15 protein-coding genes are annotated in these 20,990 nt (G+C 70.8%); 10 read left to right on the forward strand and 5 right to left on the reverse strand.

Annotated features, from left to right (window positions below; all coding sequences use genetic code 11):
* Positions 1 to 46: 46 nt before the first annotated feature.
* The gene (locus WMF29_RS25095; protein WP_437322673.1) at positions 47 to 1,402 is read right to left on the reverse strand and encodes a phosphatase PAP2 family protein; all 1,356 of its coding nucleotides are present in this window, start codon (positions 1,400 to 1,402) and stop codon (positions 47 to 49) included.
* Positions 1,403 to 1,901: 499 nt separating this feature from the next.
* Positions 1,902 to 2,639, reverse strand: coding sequence for a helix-turn-helix transcriptional regulator (locus tag WMF29_RS25100; protein ID WP_437322674.1), 738 nt, complete (start codon positions 2,637 to 2,639; stop codon positions 1,902 to 1,904).
* A gap of 103 nt (positions 2,640 to 2,742) precedes the next feature.
* On the opposite strand from WMF29_RS25100, the gene WMF29_RS25105 reads away from it, so the two are divergent.
* Positions 2,743 to 3,855: a DNA alkylation repair protein gene (locus tag WMF29_RS25105; protein WP_437322675.1), complete on the forward strand. Its 1,113-nt coding sequence runs from the start codon at positions 2,743 to 2,745 to the stop codon at positions 3,853 to 3,855.
* A gap of 57 nt (positions 3,856 to 3,912) precedes the next feature.
* Positions 3,913 to 4,566, forward strand: a complete 654-nt coding sequence (locus tag WMF29_RS25110; protein WP_437322676.1) for an HD domain-containing protein — start codon at positions 3,913 to 3,915, stop codon at positions 4,564 to 4,566.
* Between the two features lie 12 nt (positions 4,567 to 4,578).
* On the opposite strand, the gene WMF29_RS25115 is transcribed toward WMF29_RS25110, so the two are convergent.
* Positions 4,579 to 5,538: a diacylglycerol/polyprenol kinase family protein gene (locus tag WMF29_RS25115; RefSeq protein ID WP_437322677.1), complete on the reverse strand. Its 960-nt coding sequence runs from the start codon at positions 5,536 to 5,538 to the stop codon at positions 4,579 to 4,581.
* 599 nt (positions 5,539 to 6,137) lie between these two features.
* Between WMF29_RS25115 and WMF29_RS25120 the strand changes: the two genes are divergently transcribed.
* Positions 6,138 to 10,088: a M36 family metallopeptidase gene (locus WMF29_RS25120; protein WP_437322678.1), complete on the forward strand. Its 3,951-nt coding sequence runs from the start codon at positions 6,138 to 6,140 to the stop codon at positions 10,086 to 10,088.
* A gap of 89 nt (positions 10,089 to 10,177) precedes the next feature.
* Positions 10,178 to 10,837 (forward strand): carbonic anhydrase, encoded by a 660-nt coding sequence (locus WMF29_RS25125; protein WP_437322679.1) that lies wholly within the window; start codon positions 10,178 to 10,180, stop codon positions 10,835 to 10,837.
* 346 nt (positions 10,838 to 11,183) lie between these two features.
* Here WMF29_RS25125 and WMF29_RS25130 read toward each other — a convergent pair whose 3' ends face one another.
* Positions 11,184 to 12,401, reverse strand: coding sequence for a cytochrome P450 (locus tag WMF29_RS25130; protein ID WP_437322680.1), 1,218 nt, complete (start codon positions 12,399 to 12,401; stop codon positions 11,184 to 11,186).
* Positions 12,402 to 13,126: 725 nt separating this feature from the next.
* Here WMF29_RS25130 and WMF29_RS25135 point away from each other — a divergent pair.
* The 6 genes from WMF29_RS25135 (at position 13,127) to WMF29_RS25160 (ending at position 20,055) form a co-directional block, all read left to right on the forward strand.
* The gene (locus WMF29_RS25135; RefSeq protein WP_437322681.1) at positions 13,127 to 14,302 is read left to right on the forward strand and encodes a PAS domain S-box protein; all 1,176 of its coding nucleotides are present in this window, start codon (positions 13,127 to 13,129) and stop codon (positions 14,300 to 14,302) included.
* 169 nt (positions 14,303 to 14,471) lie between these two features.
* Positions 14,472 to 15,800, forward strand: a complete 1,329-nt coding sequence (locus WMF29_RS25140; protein ID WP_437322682.1) for a cytochrome P450 — start codon at positions 14,472 to 14,474, stop codon at positions 15,798 to 15,800.
* Between the two features lie 223 nt (positions 15,801 to 16,023).
* Positions 16,024 to 17,457 (forward strand): hypothetical protein, encoded by a 1,434-nt coding sequence (locus tag WMF29_RS25145; RefSeq protein WP_437322683.1) that lies wholly within the window; start codon positions 16,024 to 16,026, stop codon positions 17,455 to 17,457.
* Positions 17,445 to 18,626 carry a hypothetical protein gene (locus WMF29_RS25150; protein WP_437322684.1) on the forward strand — a complete coding sequence of 394 codons (1,182 nt, stop codon included), beginning with the start codon at positions 17,445 to 17,447 and terminating at the stop codon, positions 18,624 to 18,626. The genes WMF29_RS25145 and WMF29_RS25150 overlap by 13 nt, the downstream gene beginning before the upstream one ends.
* A 140-nt stretch (positions 18,627 to 18,766) precedes the next feature.
* Positions 18,767 to 18,922, forward strand: a complete 156-nt coding sequence (locus WMF29_RS25155) for a hypothetical protein (RefSeq protein ID WP_437322685.1) — start codon at positions 18,767 to 18,769, stop codon at positions 18,920 to 18,922.
* Positions 18,923 to 19,023: 101 nt separating this feature from the next.
* The gene (locus WMF29_RS25160) at positions 19,024 to 20,055 is read left to right on the forward strand and encodes a tetratricopeptide repeat protein (RefSeq protein WP_437322686.1); all 1,032 of its coding nucleotides are present in this window, start codon (positions 19,024 to 19,026) and stop codon (positions 20,053 to 20,055) included.
* Positions 20,056 to 20,136: 81 nt separating this feature from the next.
* Here the strand turns inward: WMF29_RS25160 and WMF29_RS25165 are convergent, their stop codons facing one another.
* Positions 20,137 to 20,673 carry a hypothetical protein gene (locus WMF29_RS25165; protein WP_437322687.1) on the reverse strand — a complete coding sequence of 179 codons (537 nt, stop codon included), beginning with the start codon at positions 20,671 to 20,673 and terminating at the stop codon, positions 20,137 to 20,139.
* Positions 20,674 to 20,990 lie beyond the last annotated feature (317 nt).

A 20,990-nucleotide genomic window follows, 5' to 3' on the forward strand; every position in this document is an offset into this window, starting at 1 on the left:
CCACGAGTCTCCGCTCGATGGATCGAGCGGCTCGCTGGCCAGCTCGTCAAGGAAGCGGCTGGAGGACCCTGTCGAAGACGGCGTCTCCGACGCGCTTGCCCTGACGGATCCCGCGCACTCCATCGAACCTCCAGTGGACGCCCAGGTAGATGCGGCTGATCGCGTTCTCCCATGTCGCCTCCTCGAAGCTGGAATAGCAGCGCGTGATCTCGGGTCGAACGTTGCCCCGCTCGTCCGTCGTTACCCCGTTGTACTCGTCGGACATGAAGCAGAAGGGGACGCGATCCGTCCCGTAATACCGGGTCAACACCTGGAACATGGCAGCCCCGAAGCTCGCGTGCCCGGAGGTGTACGCCGGGAACGCCGGGGTCATGCGCGGCGGGCCGCCGTTGCTGCCGGGGGATCCGAGGGGCGTCCACCTCCTGTCAGCTATCGTGAGCGAGTTGCTGTCCCTGTCGGCCCGACGAATCGCGACGATCGGCCGCCAGAATTCGTAGTGGTATTTCGTCTCCCACGTGGCGATGGCGGCGTCGGCCAGCGCGATGTTGACCAGCGCAAAGTAACGAGCGTTCTCGATCTCCGAGTTGCACTCCTCGACCGCGAGGACCCGCGCGATCTGGTTGTAGAGCCGGGGCGGCTCCCCGAGGCGCGGGGCGGAGTCATACGACCAGAAGATCCCGATGACGCTCTGTTCCCGGGTGCGCGCGGTCGGGGTGATCTCGCCGTCGCCCCCTAGCAGAAAGAGCTCATAGAAACTCAACGCATACTCCAGGCTCCACAGCGCCGGCGGCGGCGGCGACCGGAACTCGGCGCCGCTCTCGATGGCGAACGGCCGTACCCTCCCCCACCTCGGGGTCAAGTACCCCTGATCGGGATAGAGCGGATCGGCACGATGCCGGCCGGGGGCGATGTCTGGGGTGTAACGCATCGGGGCGTCCGACCCGTCGTTCTCCCGCTCCGCGAGGATCTCGTCGGCGACAGCGCCGCCCAGCGCACGACCGTCCTCCTTGGCGTCGCCGTCGGGGATCTCCGCCAGGTACTCGTCGAGCCTCCCGTCGAGCAGCGCCCTCTGCCTCGGGAACAACGCCGTCAGCGTGCGGTGAGCTGCCGTGGCCACCGCCGCATCGATGGATGCATCCGGCATGTCGAGGAGGACGGAGTACGGCTCGTACCTCGGGACGATCGAGTTCACGGCGTCGAAGATCGCCGCATGAACGATCGCGAGAGCCCGTGAGACGCGCGTCGGCCCGCGCTGGTCCCGCGTGCGCGCGCTGGAGGTGTCCCCTGCGACCGCGTCCAGAGCGACGGCGTTCCAGTCGAGGACCGCGTCCCTGTCCGGCGGATCTCCCGGCGCTTCCGGCACGTGCGCGGACGCTGGGCCTCCGAGCAGAGCGGCAGTCATGGCAGCGAAGGAGATGGACGCCCATCTCGCGGCTGAACAGTTCATTCGCGCTCCTTTGTTCGAGTCCTCAAGAATGGCCACCACACACAATGGCCCCTTGATCGTCGAATGGATGGATGGATGGCCACCCAGGGACGAGAGGCATGCATCGACACCCTCGGCGAGCTCGGAGCCCGTATCTACCCGCGCGACACCGGCCACCGCACGCAGGCGAGCACGGCTTCAGGGGGCAGGTCGGCCGTGCGCCATCGATCGCTGGTCACTCCTCGGCGGGAGCTCTCTCTGCAATCACCCGGAATCGAGCAGTCACCCCGTGCACCGGACGTCGCTCTTCGTTCTGGTCACTCGCCAAGATGTCGTGTGTTGTATCAAACCTAAGCTATCAGGCAGAGCCGATACGCGCAACCATACGACACCGTGCGTCCCAGGCTCCGCTGGGTCGAACCGTGGTGGGCACAGGATCGGAGCGTGAACGGTGTCCGTCCGCCTTGGCCGACATTCACGGTCGGTCGCCGAGGAGCGGTCGCCACGCGCATTCGTTCGGCAAGAGCGCCCAGATGACGTCGGCGTTCGGACGAAACGCGATCTCCCGCAGGACGCGGGGCGTCGAGATGCGATCCATCCTGAACATCCGCGGCTCGTTCTTTCCCGTGTCCAGGGCGAGCACGTACCAGACAGGGCTCTGGATCAGGAGGCCGTGCGGCTCCACGCGCCGCCTCGACGTCCTCCCCTCGCGGTCGCTGTAGTCGAACCCGAGGCCGACGCCGGAAGAGAACGACTCCTCGAAGAGCCTCACCAGCTCAGCTGGAGGCGTCCCGGCTCCGGCGCGCACTGGCCCGCTCGCCGGATCGCCGACGATGACCCTGCGGCAGAGGGCGCGCAGCTCTCGCGCTCGTTCAGGAGGAAGGCTGCTGAGCAGCTTGGCCAGCGCGGAGCTCGCGGCGTTGCTCCACGGGAGGTCGCTCGCGGCCTGAGAGAGGCGGGCGGAGAGCCAGAGCGTCACGATCTCGGCGACCGAGAGGTGCACGGCGGTGACGCCCCGGCCTGCGTCGAGCCGGATCCCCCCGCCGGGGCCGGCCTCGGCCTCGATGTTGACGCCGCGCTCCCTCAGCGTCGCGAGGTCCCTGCGCACGGTGCGGGCGCTGACCCCGAGCGTGGCAGCGAGCTCGCCGACGGTCGTCGCTCCCCGCGCGCGAAGCAGGTCGGAGAGCTCCATGACGCGGAGGGTGCGCGACATATGGTGACAGAATCTGTCAGGGTCTCGCGCTAGTCAACGCCCATGTCCAACCCAGAGAAGACCTGGCCAATCGGCCTCGGCGTCTTCACACCGACAGATGCCCATGGCTGACAGGCTGAAGGACCTCTTCGACGAGCGGTGCGTCCGCTCGATCGCCCGCGACCTCCGCTCGGCGCATCCTGGCATCGACGAGCGCGGCTTCGCCCGTGACTGCCTGGCGGGCCTCTCCGATCTGGAGCTGACGGGCCGCGCCTCCCACATCGCGGACGTCATGCACAACCACCTGCCGCAGCCCTTTCCGGAGGCAGCTCGGGTGATCGTGGCCTCCCTCGGGCCCGAGCTCGGTCGGAGCGACGCGTTCGGCCTCGAGCCGCTGCAGTACATGCCGCACGTGTTCTATGTGGCAAAGCGCGGCCTCGATCACTTCGAGGACGCGATGACCGCGCAATACGAGCTGACGAAGCGGTTCTCCGCCGAGTTCAGCATCCGCGCGTTCCTGACGAGGTACCCCGACGCGACGCTCCGCCGGCTCCGCGCGTGGGCCGCCGACCCGAACGTCCATGTCCGCCGGCTCGTCTCCGAGGGGACGCGTCCGCGGCTGCCGTGGGCCCCGCGGCTCCGCGCTTTCCAGCAGGATCCAGGCCCGGTCATCGATCTGCTCGAGATCCTGAAGGACGATCCGGAGCGCTACGTGCAGCGCTCCGTCGCGAACAACATCAATGACATCGGCAAGGACCACCCGAGCGTCGCGGCGAGCCTCTGCCGGCGCTGGCTCGACGGCGCGCCGCCCGGGCGGCAATGGATCGTGCGCCACGCGCTGCGGTCGCTCGTCAAGAAGGGGGATCGCGGCGCGCTCGACGCGCTCGGCTTCGGCGCGGCGCCGAGCGTCGCGATCGCCTCGGCGTCGCTGTCCCCGCGATCGGTGAAGCTCGGCGGAGAGCTCCGGTTCTCGTTCGAGCTCACGTCGACGGCCCCGCGCGACCAGGAGCTGATCGTCGACTGCGCCGTGCACTTCGTGAAGGCGAACGGCTCGACGCGGCCAAAGGTCTTCAAGCTGCGGAAGCTCGTCTTGCCGCCGTCGGGTCGCGCCGAGATAGCCGGCAAGGTCTCCTTCGAGGAGATGACGACCCGCCGTCACTATCCCGGTCGCCACAGCATCGACGTGATGGTCAACGGCGTGGCGCACCCCCTCGGGCAATTCGAGGTGTGCCGGTGACCGAGCGAAGAAGACCGAGCCGTTGCGCGGGTCGGCCTCCGCGTCTATGAGGCGGCCATGAAGGACTGGGAAGCGCTCTTCGCAAAGAAGCTCGAGGAGACCGACCTCGGCAATGATCCGGCCCATGATCTGGCGCATTTCACGAGGGTGGTCGCCACGGCCAAGGCGCTCGCGGCGGACGAAGGAGCGAGGCTCGAGATCGTCGTCCCCGCGGCGTGGCTGCACGATCTCGTCAACGTCCCCAAGAACGACCCCAGGCGCTCCCAGGCGTCCCGGCTCTCCGCGGAGGAGGCGCTGCGCTTCCTGCGGAGCGTGGAGTACCCCGAGGCGTTCCTCCCCGATATCGCCCACGCCATCGAGTGCCACAGCTACAGCGCGGGGATCGAGCCGACGACCCTCGAGGCCAGGGTGGTCCAGGACGCCGACCGCCTCGACGGCCTGGGGGCGATCGGGATCGCCCGCTGCTTCGCCGTGGGCGGCCTGCTCGGCGTGCGGTTCTACGATCCCGGGGATCCGTTCGCCGAGCGGAGGCCCTGGGACGACCGGGTGAACGCGATCGACCACTTCCACGTGAAGCTGTTCAAGACCGCCGAGAGCCTCAAGACGGCAGCAGGGCGCCGCGAGGGCGCGCGGCGGGCGGAGTTCATGAGACAGTACCTCGCTCGCCTCGCGCTGGAGATCGGCGGCGAGATGGCCTCTGACGTCAGCTGACGTCAGATAGCGTCAGCCCGCGCCGGCGACCGTCACCGCGGCCGCCACGGCGACCGGGATGGTGAAGTTGTCGTCCATCCGCGTGGAGAACAGCTCGGTCGCCGCCCCGGCCAGGCCGGCGACGGCGGCCAGGAGGAGCCGCGAGGAGAGCGACGCCGGGCCGAGCGCCCACATCACGGCGAGGGCGCTCAGCGCGCCCGCCGCGAAGAAGGCGAGCGTGCCCTCCAGCGAGCGGCCGTCGCGCAGCCGCGTGCGGCCGAAGCGGCGGCCGATGAGCGCCGCCGCCGGGTCGGCCACCGCCAGCACCACCACCGCGAGCGACTGGCTCAGCCGCGTCCCGAACAGCGCCAGCAGGAAGAGCGCTGTCACATACCAGGTCGACGAGTTCACCCTGTAGCGCTCGTGCGGGTGCGCCACGAGCCGGAAGACCCCCATCAGCCGCTCATTGACCCGCTCGCTGACCCGACGGGCGATCTCCATCGACCACACCGCCACCACGAACGCGCCGCTCGCGGCCACGAGCCAGCCGCGCTCCGGCAAGAGCTGGATCAGCCCGAGCACCGAGAGCCCCGAGCCCACGTGCCACAGGCTGCGCACATGGTTCGTCGGCCTGACGCTCGGCGGCGCGGCGACCACGCCGCGCAGCGTCAGCAGCAGCGACTCGTAGGCAGGCTGCACCTCCCGCTGGAACGCGATCCACGCCGCCTTGGGCGAGGGCGTACCGGTCGGGGTCGCCCGCTCGACCGCCGCGAGCAACACGCGGAGCCGCTCGCGGAGCCGCTCGAGCCTGCCCCCGGCGTCGTCACGCTCGGCCGCCACGACGAGCTCGCGGAGCCGCGACGCCACCCGCTCGACCCGGGCGCGGACCTCGGGCTCGTCGTGGAAGACGAACACGGCGGGATCGACCTGACGCAACAGTACGCAGAGCTCTTCGGAGACGAGCTTGGTCTCGACGTGCAAGGCGTGGATCACGTTGGGTTTTGCGAAGATAATCGCCGGGGGTCGGGCGCCATGTCAGCGCTTCGTCATACCAGCACCCCGCGCGTGAGCTGGCTCGCGGGGCCAACCCTGCATGAGCCCGCACCCACGAGCCGGCGCTGCACGACGCACCGCGCGAGTCCCCGCCACGGGCCGGCGCTGGACGACGCGCCGCGCGAGCCGACCCAAACGCCCGACCAGGGCCCGGAGGAGATCGCGGGCGCGACAACCACCCTCCTGCCCCACCCCGCGGCGACCGCGGCATACGCTCGGCTCGCCTCGCGAGGACGCATGACACGGCAATTCATGGATTCGTGCAATCTGCCAACAAGGATTGCTTCTCTATTCCATTCCCGCCTCGGCTCCGCGTGACTCGCGCTCTGCAGAGCGTCCTGACGAGATCGCATGAGAGGCGCCTTACGACGCCGGACAGAGCGATGGCCGTCGCGCTTTCCCTGCGCGCGCGCTGCGGCTAGGTTGCGTCGCGCCGCGGATTCGACGGGTGGGCGCGAGGCGCCCGGGGAGGCAGCGCGCGACCTGCCCGCGCGCGGCCGGTCATGCGTCGTCCCCTCGGAGTCGGAGAATCGAGGAACATGAAGGTCTCAGTTCGGTACACCGCGCTATCGCTCGCTCTGCTCGCAGGCCCCGCCGCCCACGCGCGGGAGCGCCCGAACTACGACGCATACTTCAAGGCCCCACCCGCGCTGCCCGCCCGCGCGGGGCGCGTCGTCGACGTCGACGAGCGCGCGCCGGGCGCCGTCGTCGCGTCGACCGATCCGCAGCGCGGGGTGCCCACCTTCGCGTGGGCGACGTCCCCCGGCCACCGCCCGCCGGCCGCGACCCACGGGACGCCCGAGGCCGCGGCCCGATGGTACGCGCAGCGGTACGCGCGCCTCTACGGTCTTCCGCAGGCCGCGCTCGATGCGGCCGTGGTGCGCCACGTCCACGACACCGGGCGCGGCGGCATCGTCGTGACGCTCGGCCAGGACGTCGACGGGATCCCGGTCTTCCGGAGCGGGCTCAAGGTGCTCATGAAGCGCGACCTCGAGCTCGTCGCCCTCGCGGGCAACCTCCACGCGTCGGCCGTCCCGCTGCCGCCCGGCGCCGCCTCGCCGATGGCCGGCTCGCTGCGCGGCCGGGCGTTCTCCGGCTCGCCGGCGCAGGCGGTCGTCCGCGCCCTGCGCGACGCGCACCGCATCGACCTCAAGACGGCCGACCTCCGCGAGCTCGGCGGGGCGAAGGGCGGGTATCGGCTCTTCGACATCGCGGACACCGATCATGCGCGCCAGCGCGCCGGGGGCCTGCGCTTCACGCAGCCGGCGCGGGTCAGGAAGGTGCTCTTTCCGCTGCCCGATCGGCTCGTCGCCGGCTACTTCGTCGAGCTCGTCTCGGGCGACGCCGGCGGCACGAGCTCCGAGGCGTACGCCTGGGTGTTCGGGGCCGGCGACGGGCAGATGCTCTACCGGGAGAACCTCTCCCACGCCGCGTTCGATTACCGGGTCTGGGCAGAGGAAGGGGGCGATCACAGGCCGCTCGACGGCCCCCTCGCGGATCTCTCGCCGCACCCGACCGGGCGGCCCGACGGCCAGGTCGCTCGGTTCATCGCGCCGAGCCTCATCTCCATCGACGGCTTCAACACGAACCTCGACGGCGGGGCCGATCCTTGGCTGCCGGCCGACGCGACCTCGACCCGCGGCAACAACGTCGACGCCTACGCGGACCACAACGCGCCCGACGGGTTCTCCAGCGGCGATACGCGCGCGGAGCTCTCGGGGCCGGGCTCGTTCGACCACATCTATGACCCGCTCGCCGAGCCGCTCGCCACGCCCGAGCAGACCATGGCGGCCGTCACCCAGATCTTCTACGTCACGAACTGGCTCCATGACTGGTACTACGACTCCGGCTTCACCGAGGCCGCGGGCAACGCCCAGCGCGACAACCTCGGTCGGGGCGGCCTCGACGGCGATCCGCTCCTCGCGGAGGCGCAGGACGACGCGATCGGCGGCAGCCGCGACAACGCGAACATGGACGCGACGTACGACGGCGCGTCGCCCCGGATGCAGATGTACCTGTGGTCCGGGCCGGACCAGCGCTCGCTGAGCGCCACGCCGCAGAACGCCAGCTACGCGTCGAACACCGCCCTGTTCGGGCCCCAGCGCTACGAGGTGAGCGGCGAGCTGGCCCTCGCCCTGGACGGCGCCGAGCCCCGCGGCGACGCGTGCGGGCCGATCACGAGCGACGTGGCCGGCAAGATCGCCCTCATCGACCGGGGCGGGTGCACCTTCGCCGAGAAGGCGCAGAGCGCGCAGGCGGCGGGCGCCGTCGGCGTGCTCATCGCCAACAACCGCGAGAGCGACGGCGCCCCGCGGCTGTTCGGCGAGGCCCCCGAGGTGACGACCCCCGCCCAGAGCATCTCGCAGGCGGACGGCAGCGCGCTGAAGGCGGCGCTCGCCGCCTCGGACGCGCCGATCACGGTCACCATGACCCGCGAGCCCAGCGTCGAGCGCGACGGCACGATCGACAACACCATCGTGGCGCACGAGTGGGGCCATTACATCCACCTGCGTCAGGTCGCGTGCGGCACCAAGATGTGCGGCGCGCAGAGCGAGGGGTGGGGCGACTTCATCGCCCTGCACATGGCGCTGCGCGACGGCGACGACCTCGACGGCGCCTTCCCGCTCTCGAGCTACGGGAGCGCGGCGCTCGGCGACAGCTACTTCGGCATCCGCCGCGCCCCCTACTCCGTCGACTTCACCAAGAACGGGCTGACGTTCAAGCACATCTCCGAGGGCGCCCACCTCCCCGACCACCCGCTCAACTCCTCGACCTCCGACAACTCCGAGGAGCACAACGCGGGAGAGGTCTGGGCGAGCATGCTGTTCGAGGCCTACGTCGGGCTGATCCGGCATGGCAGCGGCCTGACCCCGCCGCGCGCGTTCGAGCAGACCCGGCGGCGGATGAGCGATTACGTGGTGGCCGGCATGCAGCTCGCGCCGGTGAGCCCGACGTACACCGAGCAGCGCGACGCGCTCCTCGCCGCCGCGCTCGCCAGCGATCAGGGCGACTTCCTCGCGCTGGCAGGGGCGTTCGCCCGGCGCGGCGCCGGCACGTGCGCCGTGTCCCCGCGCGCCGACTCCCACGATTTCTCCGGCGTCGTGGAGAGCTTCAGCGTCCAGCCCGAGATCTCGCTGGTCCGGGCGGAGCTCGACGACAGCGCCGGCTCCTGCGACCGCGATGGGCTGCTCGACGCGGAGGAGTCGGGCACGATCGCGATCGAGATCGTCAATCGCGGCGCGGCGCCCCTGACCGGGGCGGTGGCGTCCATCGAGGTGCCTTCCGCCGGGGTGACGTTCCCGGACGGCGCGCGCGCGTCGTTCGGCGACATCGCGCCGTTCGCGACCGGGACCGCGAAGGTGGCGGTGAAGCTCGACCGGACCGTGGCGCCCGCCGAGGACCTCGAGCTCAGCCTGACGCTGAAGAGCGCCGCGGCGTGCACGCCGGCGCGGGTGGAGGCCCTGGTGCGCCGAGTGAACTACGACGAGGTGCCGGGGTCCTCGGCGGTCGACGACGTCGAGGCGCAGAGCACGACCTGGAGCGTCGAGGGGCTCTCCAGCGAGGCCGTCTGGTCGCGCGCCGAGGGGACCGCGCCGAACCGCGTGTGGCGCGGCGTCAACCTCGGGAGCGTGTCCGACACGGCGCTGGTGTCGCCGGCCCTGGAGGTCAGCGAGACCGAGCGCTTCGTGCTGACGTTCGCGCACCGGCACCAGTTCGAGACGAGCGACGAGACGTTCTGGGACGGCGCGGTGGTCGAGCTCAGCGCCGACGGCGGCGAGACATGGCAGGACATCGGGAGGCGCGCGCAGCCCGGCTACAACGGGAGGGTCACCGCCGAGTCCGGCAATCCGCTGGGCAGGCGGAGGGCGTTCGTCGGCCAGAGCCCCTCGTGGCCCGACGTCGACAACGTCGCGATCGACCTGGGGACCGCGTTCGCCGGGAAGACGGTGCAGGTGCGGTTCCGCGTCGGCACGGACGCGGCCGCGGGCGACACCGGCTGGGAGCTCGACGACATCGGGTTCGCGGGCCTGAAGAACAAGCCGTTCGCGACGGTGGTCGAGGACACGGCCTCCTGCCAGGGAGGGCCCGAGGCCGACGCGGGGGCGGACCAGGTGGTCGCGATCGGCGAGCTCGTGACGCTCGACGCCTCGGGGAGCTCGGACCCCGAGGAGGACGAGCTGACGTTCTCCTGGGTGCAGACGGCGGGGCCCGCGGTCGAGCTGAGCGGCGAGGGCGCGCGGGCGATCTTCGTGGCGCCTGAGGTGACCGAGGCGACGACCCTGGCGTTCGAGGTGACGGTCAGCGACGGGATCCTGGAGGCGACCGACCAGGTCAGCGTGGTGGTCGATCTGGCGAAGGAGCCGGAGGCTGAAGGGTGCGGGTGCGCGATCCCGGGGGGCGCGCCGCGCGGGCCGCTGGGCGCGCTCGGGGCCGCCGCGGTGCTCGCGACGTTCGCTGTGCGGCGGCGGCGGGGCGGCGGAGCGAGCTGAGCCGTGAGCTTCGTGAGCCCGTGAACATCTGAGGCGGAATATTCACCCATTGACGCCCGCGGCCCGGTCCCCCACGGTGGCCGATCAGCATGGGACTCAGCAACGCACCGCCCGCCTTTCCCGTCGTGCCCGCCGACCAAGCGCTGGAGCGCCTGATCGAGGGCAACCGGCGCTTCGTCGACAACATCCGCAGCGAGCACATCGAGATGGGCCCGCGGGCGCGGGCCGCCCTTGTGGACGGGCAGCAGCCCTTCGCCATCGTCCTCAGCTGCTCGGACTCGCGGGCGCCGTCGGAGCTCATCTTCGACCAGGGGCTCGGCGACCTGTTCGTCATCCGGGTCGCGGGCAACGTGGTGGCGCCCTCGCTCGTCGGCAGCGTGGAGTTCGCCGCCGCCGCCTTCGGGACCCGCCTTGCCGTGGTGATGGGCCACTCGCGTTGCGGCGCCATCGACGCCACGCTGAGCGAGCTGCTCCACGAGGACCGCCGCGGCCCCCTCACCGACAACATCCGCGATATCGTCGAGCGCTGCCGGGCTCCGGTCGAGACGGTGGTGAGCGCCGCGGGCCGCCACGCCGAAAGAGACTTTCTCCTGCGCGAGGCGGTGCGCGCCAACGTGCGCAACTCGTGCGATCACCTCCGGCACGGCAGCCGGCTGCTCGAGCGCCTGTGCGCCGAGGAAGGCATGCTGATCGTGGGCGCCGAGTACGCCCTGGAGACCGGCAAGGTGACATTCCTCCCGCGCCCGTGACGAGCCGGCGCGCCTCGTCACGAGATCAAAGACTCCTGACTCGCTCTCCAAGCAAGTTCACCTGATAACGCCACTGCAGAGCAAGCAATCGCTCTTCTTCTACGTGGCCCTCGACCGCGCGCGGCCCAACCTGGCGATGGCAAATCACGCCGGCGGAGATCGAGAAAGGGCTCACGCTCTACAGCGGTCTCCGCCCGCCCCCGCCTCTGCCCCATGCCGAGCAGAGCGGCGGTCACCCGCACAGGAGACGGGCCCAGATCGGCGTTTTCGGCGCGCAAGCGCACTCCGGTGCGCTGAGCACCGAAAACGTCGAGGTGGGCCCGTATCCGAAGCGGGTGACCGCCGCTCAGCGCCTCCGGCGCAGCACGAGGGGGAGCGACTCGAACCCGAGCGGCATCATCGCCCGCGTCTGCCGCAGCGGAGGCGCCTCGCCGGGCGTGATGGACTCATAGCAGTCGAGGAGCGCGTTCAGGGCGATCCGCGCCTCCATCCGCGCCAGCGCCGCGCCGATGCAGAAATGGGTCCCCTGCCCGAACGCCAGGTGCTCCGCCGGAGGCCGGTCGAGCCGGAACGCGTCCGGCTCCTCGAAGACGGCCGGATCCCGGTTCGCCGCGCCGAACACGACGTCGACCAGGTGCCCGGCCGGTACCATCACGCCGCTCACGTCCACCGGCCGCGTGGCGACGCGCAAGAGGCGCTGCACCGGGCTCGAATGGCGCAGCGTCTCCTCGATGATGGGCTCCACGAGGCTCCGGTCCTGCTGCGCGCGCCGGTAGAGCTCGGGCCGCTCGGACAGGAGGTGCGCCATGTTGCCGATGAGGTTCGTCGTGGTGTCGTTGCCGGCGACGAGCAGGCCGACGCAGAAGCCGACCGCCTCGGGCGTGTCGAGGCGCGCGCCGTCGATCTCGGCCTCCACGAGCGCCGAGATGAGATCGCCTGACGGCGCGCGCCGTCGCGCCTCGAGCTCCGCCGCGAAGAAGTCGACCATCGCCTTACCGCGGCTCGCGCGCTCCTCCGCCGGTATACCGCTGTAGGACATCACGGACTCGGACCAGCTCCGAAATTGCGCATAGCGCTCCGCCGGGATGCCGAGCAGGGTGGCGATCACCATCATCGGCAGGGGCATCGCGTAGGCGTCCATGAGGTCTGACGGCCCGTCGCCCGTCGCTTCGAGCAGCGAGGCGGCGAGGCGGCCAATCCACGGCTCGAGCTCTGCGATGCGCCGCGGCGTGAACGATCGGCTGACGAGCCTGCGGAGGTGGGTGTGCCGGGGCGGATCGTCGTGCAGCAGCGTGATCCGCGGCAGGACACGGATCTTGTCCGTGACGTTCGACGAGAACGTCTGCGGATCCCGCAGCGCGGCGAGCACCTCCGCGTGGCGCAGGAGCGCGTAGGCACGGATTGGCTCGCCGAGGCCCGCGGCGCCGCCCGCGGGCACGCGCGCATAGAGCACCGGAGATCGCCCTCGGAGCGCGTGGTACGCGGGGTAAGGATCGGCTATGACCGAAGGCGCGGAGAGGTCGATGTGCTCGGGCGAGGGGCTCGCGGCGGTCTCGGTTTCCATGTCAAGGTCACAGCGGCGCAGCCGCTCTACCGGACAGGAGATCCAAGCGGTTCGTGGAAGTCAAGTCCTTTCCCCTGGTGGGACGACAGCATAGGTGACCGCGTGGATCTCCGGGCGGTGTCCGCTCGATCACCGCGATGAGGCACCGCCATGAGGCACCGCCATGAGGCACCGCCATGAGGCACCGCCATGAGGCACCGCCATGAGGCACCGCCATGAGGCACCGTCACGCGACGGTCACCGGGCGGCATCGCCGAGGGAGCGATGATCGCGAACCCCTGGGGAATACGCGGAGCTCCTCCGATGTCGCCGGCGCCCTCACGGCGCGGCGGCGGACGTGAGGAGCTCGGTCTTCCCATCTCGTCTGACCCCCTGCATCGCGGCGCTTCCGGGCCGAACGGATTGAACAGCATCCTGGACGCCGACCCCGATCACATATCGGGAATGGCCTTAGCACGAGTTCCGGATCTACCCGGCCTCAGCCGGAGATGTGCGGCTTGTAATCTCGCAATGCAAGCTGGAACCCTCGCTGGTATCGAAGCGTATTTGCACATCTCCGAGCGCTCGTCATCGCTCTCGCGGGTCCTGAGAGGGGGTGAGTCTGCCGATGCCGATTCTTGGTCAATGACACGCGCGATCCACGGCCCCTACGAACGAGGTGCGCACGGGTAGGAGGCCTGAATCGGGCTTGGGGGAGGGCAACATTCGTCATGACACAGCATTATATGAGTTCACGCGACCCGTGGGAGGCGGCCTATCTCTACTCCCCCGAGGCGCTGTTCGTAGCGGACATCGACGGCACGCTGTCGCACTGGAGCGAGTCATTCGGCCACACGGTCGGGCACGCGGCCACGCCGGGGACGGCGTTCTTCCAGCTCTTCCACGACGACGATCGCGAGGCGGCCCGGGCGAAGTGGTCTGTGCTTCTGGAGACGCCCGGGGCCGTCGAGCTACGCGGGCGGGTGATGACGGCCGGGAACGTGTATGCGTCCTTCTCCTGCGTGCTGCGCAGAGCGCCGCACGGCCAGGCGGTCTACGGCTCGCTGCACCCGACGTCCGGCGCCGTCGATCTCCCCGCCGCCGGGCCCGGGAAGGGAGAGGACGCGGACATGCTCCGCGCCCTCTCCGACAACCTCCCCGTCATCGTCTGGTCATGCGACGCGGCGGGGGTCATCACCCGCCACGACGGGAGGGGCCTGGCGGGGCTCGGCCTCAAGCGGGGGCAGCTCGTCGGGACGAACCTCTTCGACGTCTTTGCCAGCGCTCCCGAAGGCACGGAGAACGTGAGGAGGGCGCTCCGCGGGTCTCCCTCCCATTCGATGAGCCACATCCCGGCCAACAATTCGTTCTGGGAGAACTGGATGGTGCCGATCCAGAGCCCGCTCGGAAACGTCGAGTCCGTGATCGGGCTCTCGCTCGATGTCTCGGAGGCGAAGAGAGCGGAAGAGGAGCTCCGACTACGGCTGTTGCAGATCCAGAAGCAGCAGGAGGTCATCGGCAAGCTCTCGACGCCCATCATCCAGGTCTGGGACGGGGTGGTCGCGCTGCCCATGGTCGGCGTCGTCGACAGCGCGAGGACCGCCGACGTCATGCAGAACCTGCTCGACGAGATCGTCCGCACCAGCGCGCGGTATGCCATCCTGGATCTCACGGGCGTCGAGATGGTGGACACGCAGGTCGCGAACCACATGATCAAGCTCGTGAACGCCATCCGGCTCCTCGGCGCGGGCGGGATCATCTGCGGCATCAGGCCGTCGGTCGCGCAGACGATCGTCGAGCTGGGCCTCGATCTGAACAGCATGGTCACGCGGTCGAACCTGCGGGCTGGAATCATGTTCTGCATCAACCAGATGCGCCAGCCCGCGACGACGCCGGCGACGAACGGCTCTTCGGGCCGCTGACCCGCGGCGCCTGCCCTTCTGCTTGCGCTGCTCGCGCGGCGCTGGCGTTCGGCATCGTCGATCCGGGAAGCACCCCCAGCACCTCCGGCGGCGCCCGCTCGAGCTCGTGACGACGATGAGACAGGCTCCGCAGGTGCGGTCGGAGCGAGAAGCGAAAACGAGGTTCGTCATGCTCTCCCCGGGTCGAACCGACCAAGACAGCATCCCCACCGCGGCCGGAGAGCTGCCGGTGCTCGGTCACCTGCCCGTCCTTTACCGGGATGCAGTCGGCCTTCTGCGCCGCAGCAGGAGCGCGCTGGGGCCGCTCTTCTGGGTCAACCTCGGGTTCGCGCAACGCCGGCTCTTCTATGTGGGAGCCGACGCGCTCGACCTCCTGCGCGCGCCCGAGGTGGTCATGGACCATCCGGAGCACCTCAAGGGGATCGTGGGCCGCTCGATGGCTGGGCAGGACGGGCCGCTGCACCGGCGCATGCGCTCGGCCATCAACCCCTCGTTCTCACCGCAGGGGTTCGCCAAAGAGGCCTCCGCCACCATCGCCTCCACGTTCGCTGCGCACATCGATGGCTGGCTCCAGCAGGAGAGCTTCGCGGTCCATCCCGCCATGCGGGATCTGACCCTCGAGATCATTTTTCGAATCTGCGGGGTCCCGACAGAGGATGTGCGCGCCTGGAGCCGGGGCTATCGCGAGCTGTTCTTGGGTGTTTACCCGATCCCGGGTCGTCTGCCAGGCATGCCCGCGTACCGCTCGGATCGCGCGCGCGCCTGGATAGACGACCGCCTGCGGAGGCTCCTCGCGGTCGCTCGCGGGGGCGGCGCCGCGGGCTCTCTCGTCGAAATGCTCTCGAAGGCTCGCGACGACGAGGGCGAGCCCCTGTCGGACCAAGACATCGTCGACAACCTTCGCGCGATATTGCTCGCCGGGCACGAGACCAGCGCCTCCATCCTGGCCTGGATCGTCATCGTCCTGTCGCGCCAGAGCGAGGTGTGGAGCGCGCTCTGCGACGAGCACACGGCCGCGCCGGACGCGTCCGTGCCCATGGCCGCGAGAGAGGCGGACCGGTTCCCTGTCGCCAACGCCATCTTCCGGGAGGTCCTGCGGATGTACACGCCGGTCTGGTTCATCTTCCGGACGGTCACCGAGACGATCACGCTGAACGGCAGACGCATCCCTCGAAATACGCCGCTGGCCCTCAGCCCCGCGCAATTCGGTTATGATCCATCGCTGTTCCCGGACCCCGACCGCTTCGATCTGAGCCGCTGGAGAGATCGCTCGAGCCCACCGGGTCCGCTGGAGCTGGCCGCGTTCGGCGGGGGGCCGCACTTCTGTCTTGGATACAACGTCGCTTGCATCGAGGCGCTCCAGCTTCAGTTCATCCTCGTCCGGGCGTTGCGCCGCGCCGGGCTCGTTCCACACTTGGAGGGCGCTTCGCCGAAGCACGTGTACTTCCCGACCGGGCATCCGGCGGCCGCGACACGGGTCGCCTTTCGCCCGTGCTGAACGGGCAGAGCTCGAGCGCCCCAGCGCATCGAGCCGTCGACCACGATCTCCGACGGGACGACTCTGTTCACCATCAACACGGTCGCCGGCGGCAGCCGGCCCTCACCGGGTGGAGCAGCGCATGAACACCTCGCCGCATTCAAGTCCTTCCGATCGCGCTCTGGCCGGCCTTCGCGAGCTGGTGGCGGAGCTCGGGCGAGGCGGAGGTTCCGTCAGTCCCTCGGTGTACGACACCGCCACCGTGCTGATGTTCGATATCTTTCCCGAAGCCAGGGCGAGCATCATCCGATGGCTTCTCGATCAGCAGCGGCCGGACGCGGGCTGGGGGCTCTCGTCGGTGCCGCGCGCGCGCGATCTCCCGACGCTGGCGTCGATCGTGGCCCTCCATCCCTACCGCGAGCTCATGCCGCAGGTACGCAGCGCCTGCGAGGGGGGCCTGGAGTTCCTGCGCGACCAGGCAGCGCATTGGGGCACGTCCTTGCCGGACGACATCCCTGTCGGGCTGGAGCTGCTCATGCCCAGGCTCCTCGACCGGGCCTCCTCGCTCGGCCTCGGCGTCGATTGGGACCCGTACAGGGCGCTCATCGCGCTCGGCGAGCGGCGCCGGGCCTTGATCGGCAAGGCCCGGCCGGCGGCCGGCAGCGCGGCGTCGCACTCGTGGGAGGGCTGGGGGGGCGGCCCCTCGTCTGACCTCATCGACGTGAGCGGCGGCGTCGGGCACAGCCCCGCGGCCACAGCGGCCTGGCTTCACGCATCTCGGGACAAGGTCGGCCTCGATGGCGCACGGGCGGCGGCGCGCGAGTACCTGCTTCGAGCGAGCGGCGCTACCGAGGTCGGAATTCCCGGCATCGTCCCCACGGTGTGGCCCATCCACCGGTTCGAGCAGGCCTGGGTCCTGTACGCGCTGCGGGTCCTCGATCTGCTCGACCATCCCCGGCTGGGCGACGTGGCGCGGCCGCAGCTGCTCGACCTCGGCGCCGCGCTTCGCCCCGAGGGCATCGGCATGAGCGACGCGTTCACTCAGGATGGCGACATCACGTCGACGGTCATCGCCACGCTGGGAGAGCTCGTGGCGCCTCGCGCCGTCGAGACGCTGCGGCGCTTCGAGCGAGGCGGGATGTTCATCACGTACGCGAACGAGCTGCAGCCCTCGCTCACGACGAATGCACACGCGATCCACGCCCTCGCGTCCTGCGGGGAGGAGGCGTCGACGCCAGCGCGGTACCTCCTCGAGCGCCAGCAGCCGGACGGGCGGTGGGTTGGCGACAAATGGCACAGCTCCTGGCTCTACACGACCAGCCAGGTCATCTTGGCCCTCTCGCACGAGGGGCACGTGCCCGCGGTGAAGCGCGGCATGGAGGCGCTGCTGCGCGCCCAGCGCGGCGATGGCGGCTGGGGAGCCGGCGGCGCGCCCACCGCGGCAGAGACGGCCTACGCCGTGCTCGCGCTCCGCGCCGCACGAAGGAACCGCGAGCTCGAATCCGTGGCGCGGAGCGCCTGGCGACGGGGGTGCGACTGGCTGATGTCGAACCATGACATCGGCGCCGGCCAGGAAGATCTCCGCTGGATCGGCAAGGAGCTGTATTGCCCGGCCCGGGTGGACCGCGCGTGGGTCCTCGGCGCGCTCCTCGTGTCGCAACCGCCATGGGAAAGCTAGACTATCTGATCGAAAAGACGTGGCAGAGCCATGTCTTCGGCGATTCCTACCCGACCGCCGTCGGTCGTCGCGCGCTCTCCGAGAGGATGCGGGCCGTTTACTCGTGTTTTCTCGAGAGGTTCCGCCCGATCGTCCAGGATGCCTTACCCGACCTGGATCCGGAGCACGTCGAGCGCATCGTGCGCCAGATCGGCCCCAAGGCGACCGCGTTCTGCGCCGCGATCGCGATCGAAATCGAGGATGTCGAGCGCCTGGCCGCGGTCTCCATCGTATTTGGACTCCTGTTCCTGTTCGATAGCCTGATGGATGACGGGGACCTGGCGATGGTCGTCGCAACGCACCGGTTCATCGAGGTTCACGCGCCGCGCCTGCACATCGCTGCATCGAACGACACGAGGCAGCTGGCGTCCGCCGTCCTCCGGAGCGAGCTCGAGGCGGCCAGGGCGCCGCGCCCCGATCCTGCCCTCGTCGCTGCGCGCGCTCGACCCCTGGAGGAGGTGGCGCGCCTGCTGCGTCGCCTGAGCTCTCCGGACGACGCAGGCGCGCTCGTCGAGTCGCCCGTCGCCGGCTTTCTGAGCCATGGCTCCGCCATGCGGCAGCTCAGCCAGCGATACATCGAGCGCGAAGAGGGCGCGTTCTGGGACGACCACGCCGACGATTTCGTCGCGCATGCGATCGGGAGCATCCAGACGGCCGGGACGGTCGCCGTCGTCTACAGCCTCTACCGGAGCGCGAGCCCCGAGCTCCCCACGATCGGACAGGTGCTGGCCGCCCCGGCGGTCAGGCGCGTGTGCGAGCGATTCGCCGACGCGGCTTCGCGCATCTTCGACGACGTGGGAGATCAGGACGTCGATCGACGCTCGGGCTCCCGGGGCCGGTTCGATCTCAACCTCTTCAACCATCCGAACAGGAGGCTCGTCGAGGCGATGATGCGGTTCGTCGGCGTCGATGACGAGCACGTCGTCGCGGCGACGCTGCGCGACCTCGCCGCCGACGACAGCGCCGGGGATGGCCGCGTCGTCGAGCGATTCGTCGGCGTCGTGCGCGGCGGCGTGGCGAGCTTACCGGCGCAGTGCCGGCGCGACGCGGGCGTGTTCCTGATGCTCCTCAAGAGGATCATCGAGTCGGGATACGTCAACACGCTGGGGGACGCCGCGCTCGCGGAGTGACGCCGGGGCGGCGGGCGCGCTGGGCGCCCAGGCGCTCTGCTCTTTGCCGGTGTGCTCGATTCGCTCGTCGCTCACGCGCTCGCCGCCCCCTGGCGTGCGCGCTCCGGATCGCCGATCCTCGCTGCCCGATGCCAGCCCCCATGATCGTCCTCCTGACCGGCGGCGCCGACAGCGCCACGTTGCTCCACGTCGTGAACGCGCGGGCGCCCGTCGTCCCGGCGTTCGTCGCTGGCGGCGTGCCGGAGAGCCCCGGGTTCTACCTTCACGACGCCCAGGGGTCCGCCGAGGGCTCGTGAGCGCCTCCCCCGCGTCCGCCCCTCGCGCGGCGCGGCCGGCCCGGGGACAGGCCGCTGCGAGCGCCCGCGCCCTCCGCGAGCGCGCCCTCCGTCATCTCTCCATGGGCATGCTCGGCGAGGCCCGCTCGGATGCGGGCGAGGCGCTCGCGCTCGTCGAGCGGGAGCTCGGGCCCGCCGACCCGGAGGCAGCGGGCGCGCTGCTCGTGCTCTGGCGGATCGCGGCGGCGTCCGGCGACCCTCCCGCCGCCGAGGCGCACGCGCGCCGCGCCGTCCTCGTGCTCGCGCGGGCGCGGCGGGGCGGCGAGGTCAAGCGGCTCCGCGTCCACGCATGGCTCGCCCTGGCCGCGACCGCGCGGCTCCAGGGCCGCTACGCAGACGCGGCGGCGCGCGCCCGCCGCGCGCTCCGGCTGGCCGAGGCCGCCTTCGGCCCCCGCCACGTCGAGGTCGCCGCCTGCCTCAACGAGCTGGCGATGAGCTGCAAGTACCGCGCGCGCTTCGCCGAGGGGGCGCGGCTCTACCGCCGGGCGATCCGCGTCCTCGAGCGGGTCCACGGACCGGATCACCCCGATCTCGCGCCCCTGCTCCACAACCTCGGCGGGATCGAGCACGCTCGCGGCCGGGCGGCCCGCGGAGAGCCGTTCGCGCGCCGCTCGGTGGCGCTGCGGGAGGCGGCGCTCGGGCCCGAGCACCCGCTCGTCGCCGAGGACGCGGCCGCGCTCGCGGCCATCCTCGACGCGCAGGGCAAGCGCGAAGAGGCGGCGGCGCTCTACCGGCGCGCGCTCGCCATCTTCGAGCGCGCGTACGGCCCCGCGCACCACGAGGTCGCCTTCACCACGAGCAACCTCGCCGCCCTGCTCTACGCCGAGGGCGAGCTCGACGCCGCAGCGCGCCTGTTCCGCAAGGCGATCGGGGCGATGGAGGGGCTCCTCGGCCCGACCCACCCCGACCTGGCGATGGCGCTCAACAACCTCGGTGTGCTGCGCCTCCGGCAGGGCAAGCGGGCGTCGGCGCGCCGGCTGCTGGAGCGGGCGCTCTCCATCTACATGGCGACGCTCGGCCCGGGCCACCCGACGATCGCGGCCTGCCGGGAGAACCTGGCGGAGGCGGGTCATGCCGGCTCGATCGTGGCCTGACGAGCCACAACGCCGCGCGGTCGCCGCGGATCGAAGCGCGGCGCGTCGCTGGCTCCGGCCCGCGGCGCCGCGCGCCGTGGGTCACCGCGGGCGCCGCGTCGAGCGCGCGGTGCCCGTGGTCCGCGCCTGCCGCGTCGCCTTGCGCCCGGCCCTCGGCTTCGCGCCGCCGGCCCGGAGGAGCGTGCCGTTGTGGTTGGCGCCGATGGGGACGACGGCGCTCAGATCGCTGGTGGCCGACGGTGAGGACGACCCGCCGCACGTGATGCCGAACGTCGCGGTATACGTCCCCGGCGACCCTGGCGCGGTGAAGGACACGCTGACGTTCCGCTGGCCTTTGAAGGAGGCCGGGCAGCTCGAGACGCCGAAGTGCTGGCTCGAGACGCTGCACTGGCAACCCGTCAGCGTCACCCCTTGGCTGTCCACGGTGACCGTACGCCAGGCCGTCGTCTGCGCCTGAACCTGACCGAAGTCCCGGAGCGCCGGGCTCGACGTCAGCGCCTGCTCTGCCTCGCCGACGGCGTCTTCTCCTCCCTCGTTCTCGACGCTCTCCACCACGCAGCCCGCGGTTCCCAGGCTTGCGAGCAGCAGCGTCCCGACCATCACACATGATTGTTTCATAAAACCTCCGTCGCTGGACTCCACACAGGACGAGCGGCACCGCGAAGCGACGACCAAGGCGACGATCGCCGCCGGGCCTGGCCTCAGGGCCTCTCGCGGAGCCGCCTCAGCAACCGGTACGCCAGCGCCCGGAAAACCACGGCCCCGCCCCTGCGGCGGCTCGATGTGGATCTCCGTGGCCCGAGCGGGCGGCGGATCCTGCCGAATCGGGCCCATTCGTCCGACGCAGTGGAGCGCGGAGCCCAACCCCATCTCCGATGGGCGACCATGACATGTCACGCCGCGACCGTGACATGTCACGCCGCGATCGTGACATG

Origin of the sequence: Sorangium sp. So ce381 (assembly GCF_051473845.1) — a bacterium.
Lineage (GTDB): Bacteria > Myxococcota_A > Polyangia > Polyangiales > Polyangiaceae > Sorangium > Sorangium atrum.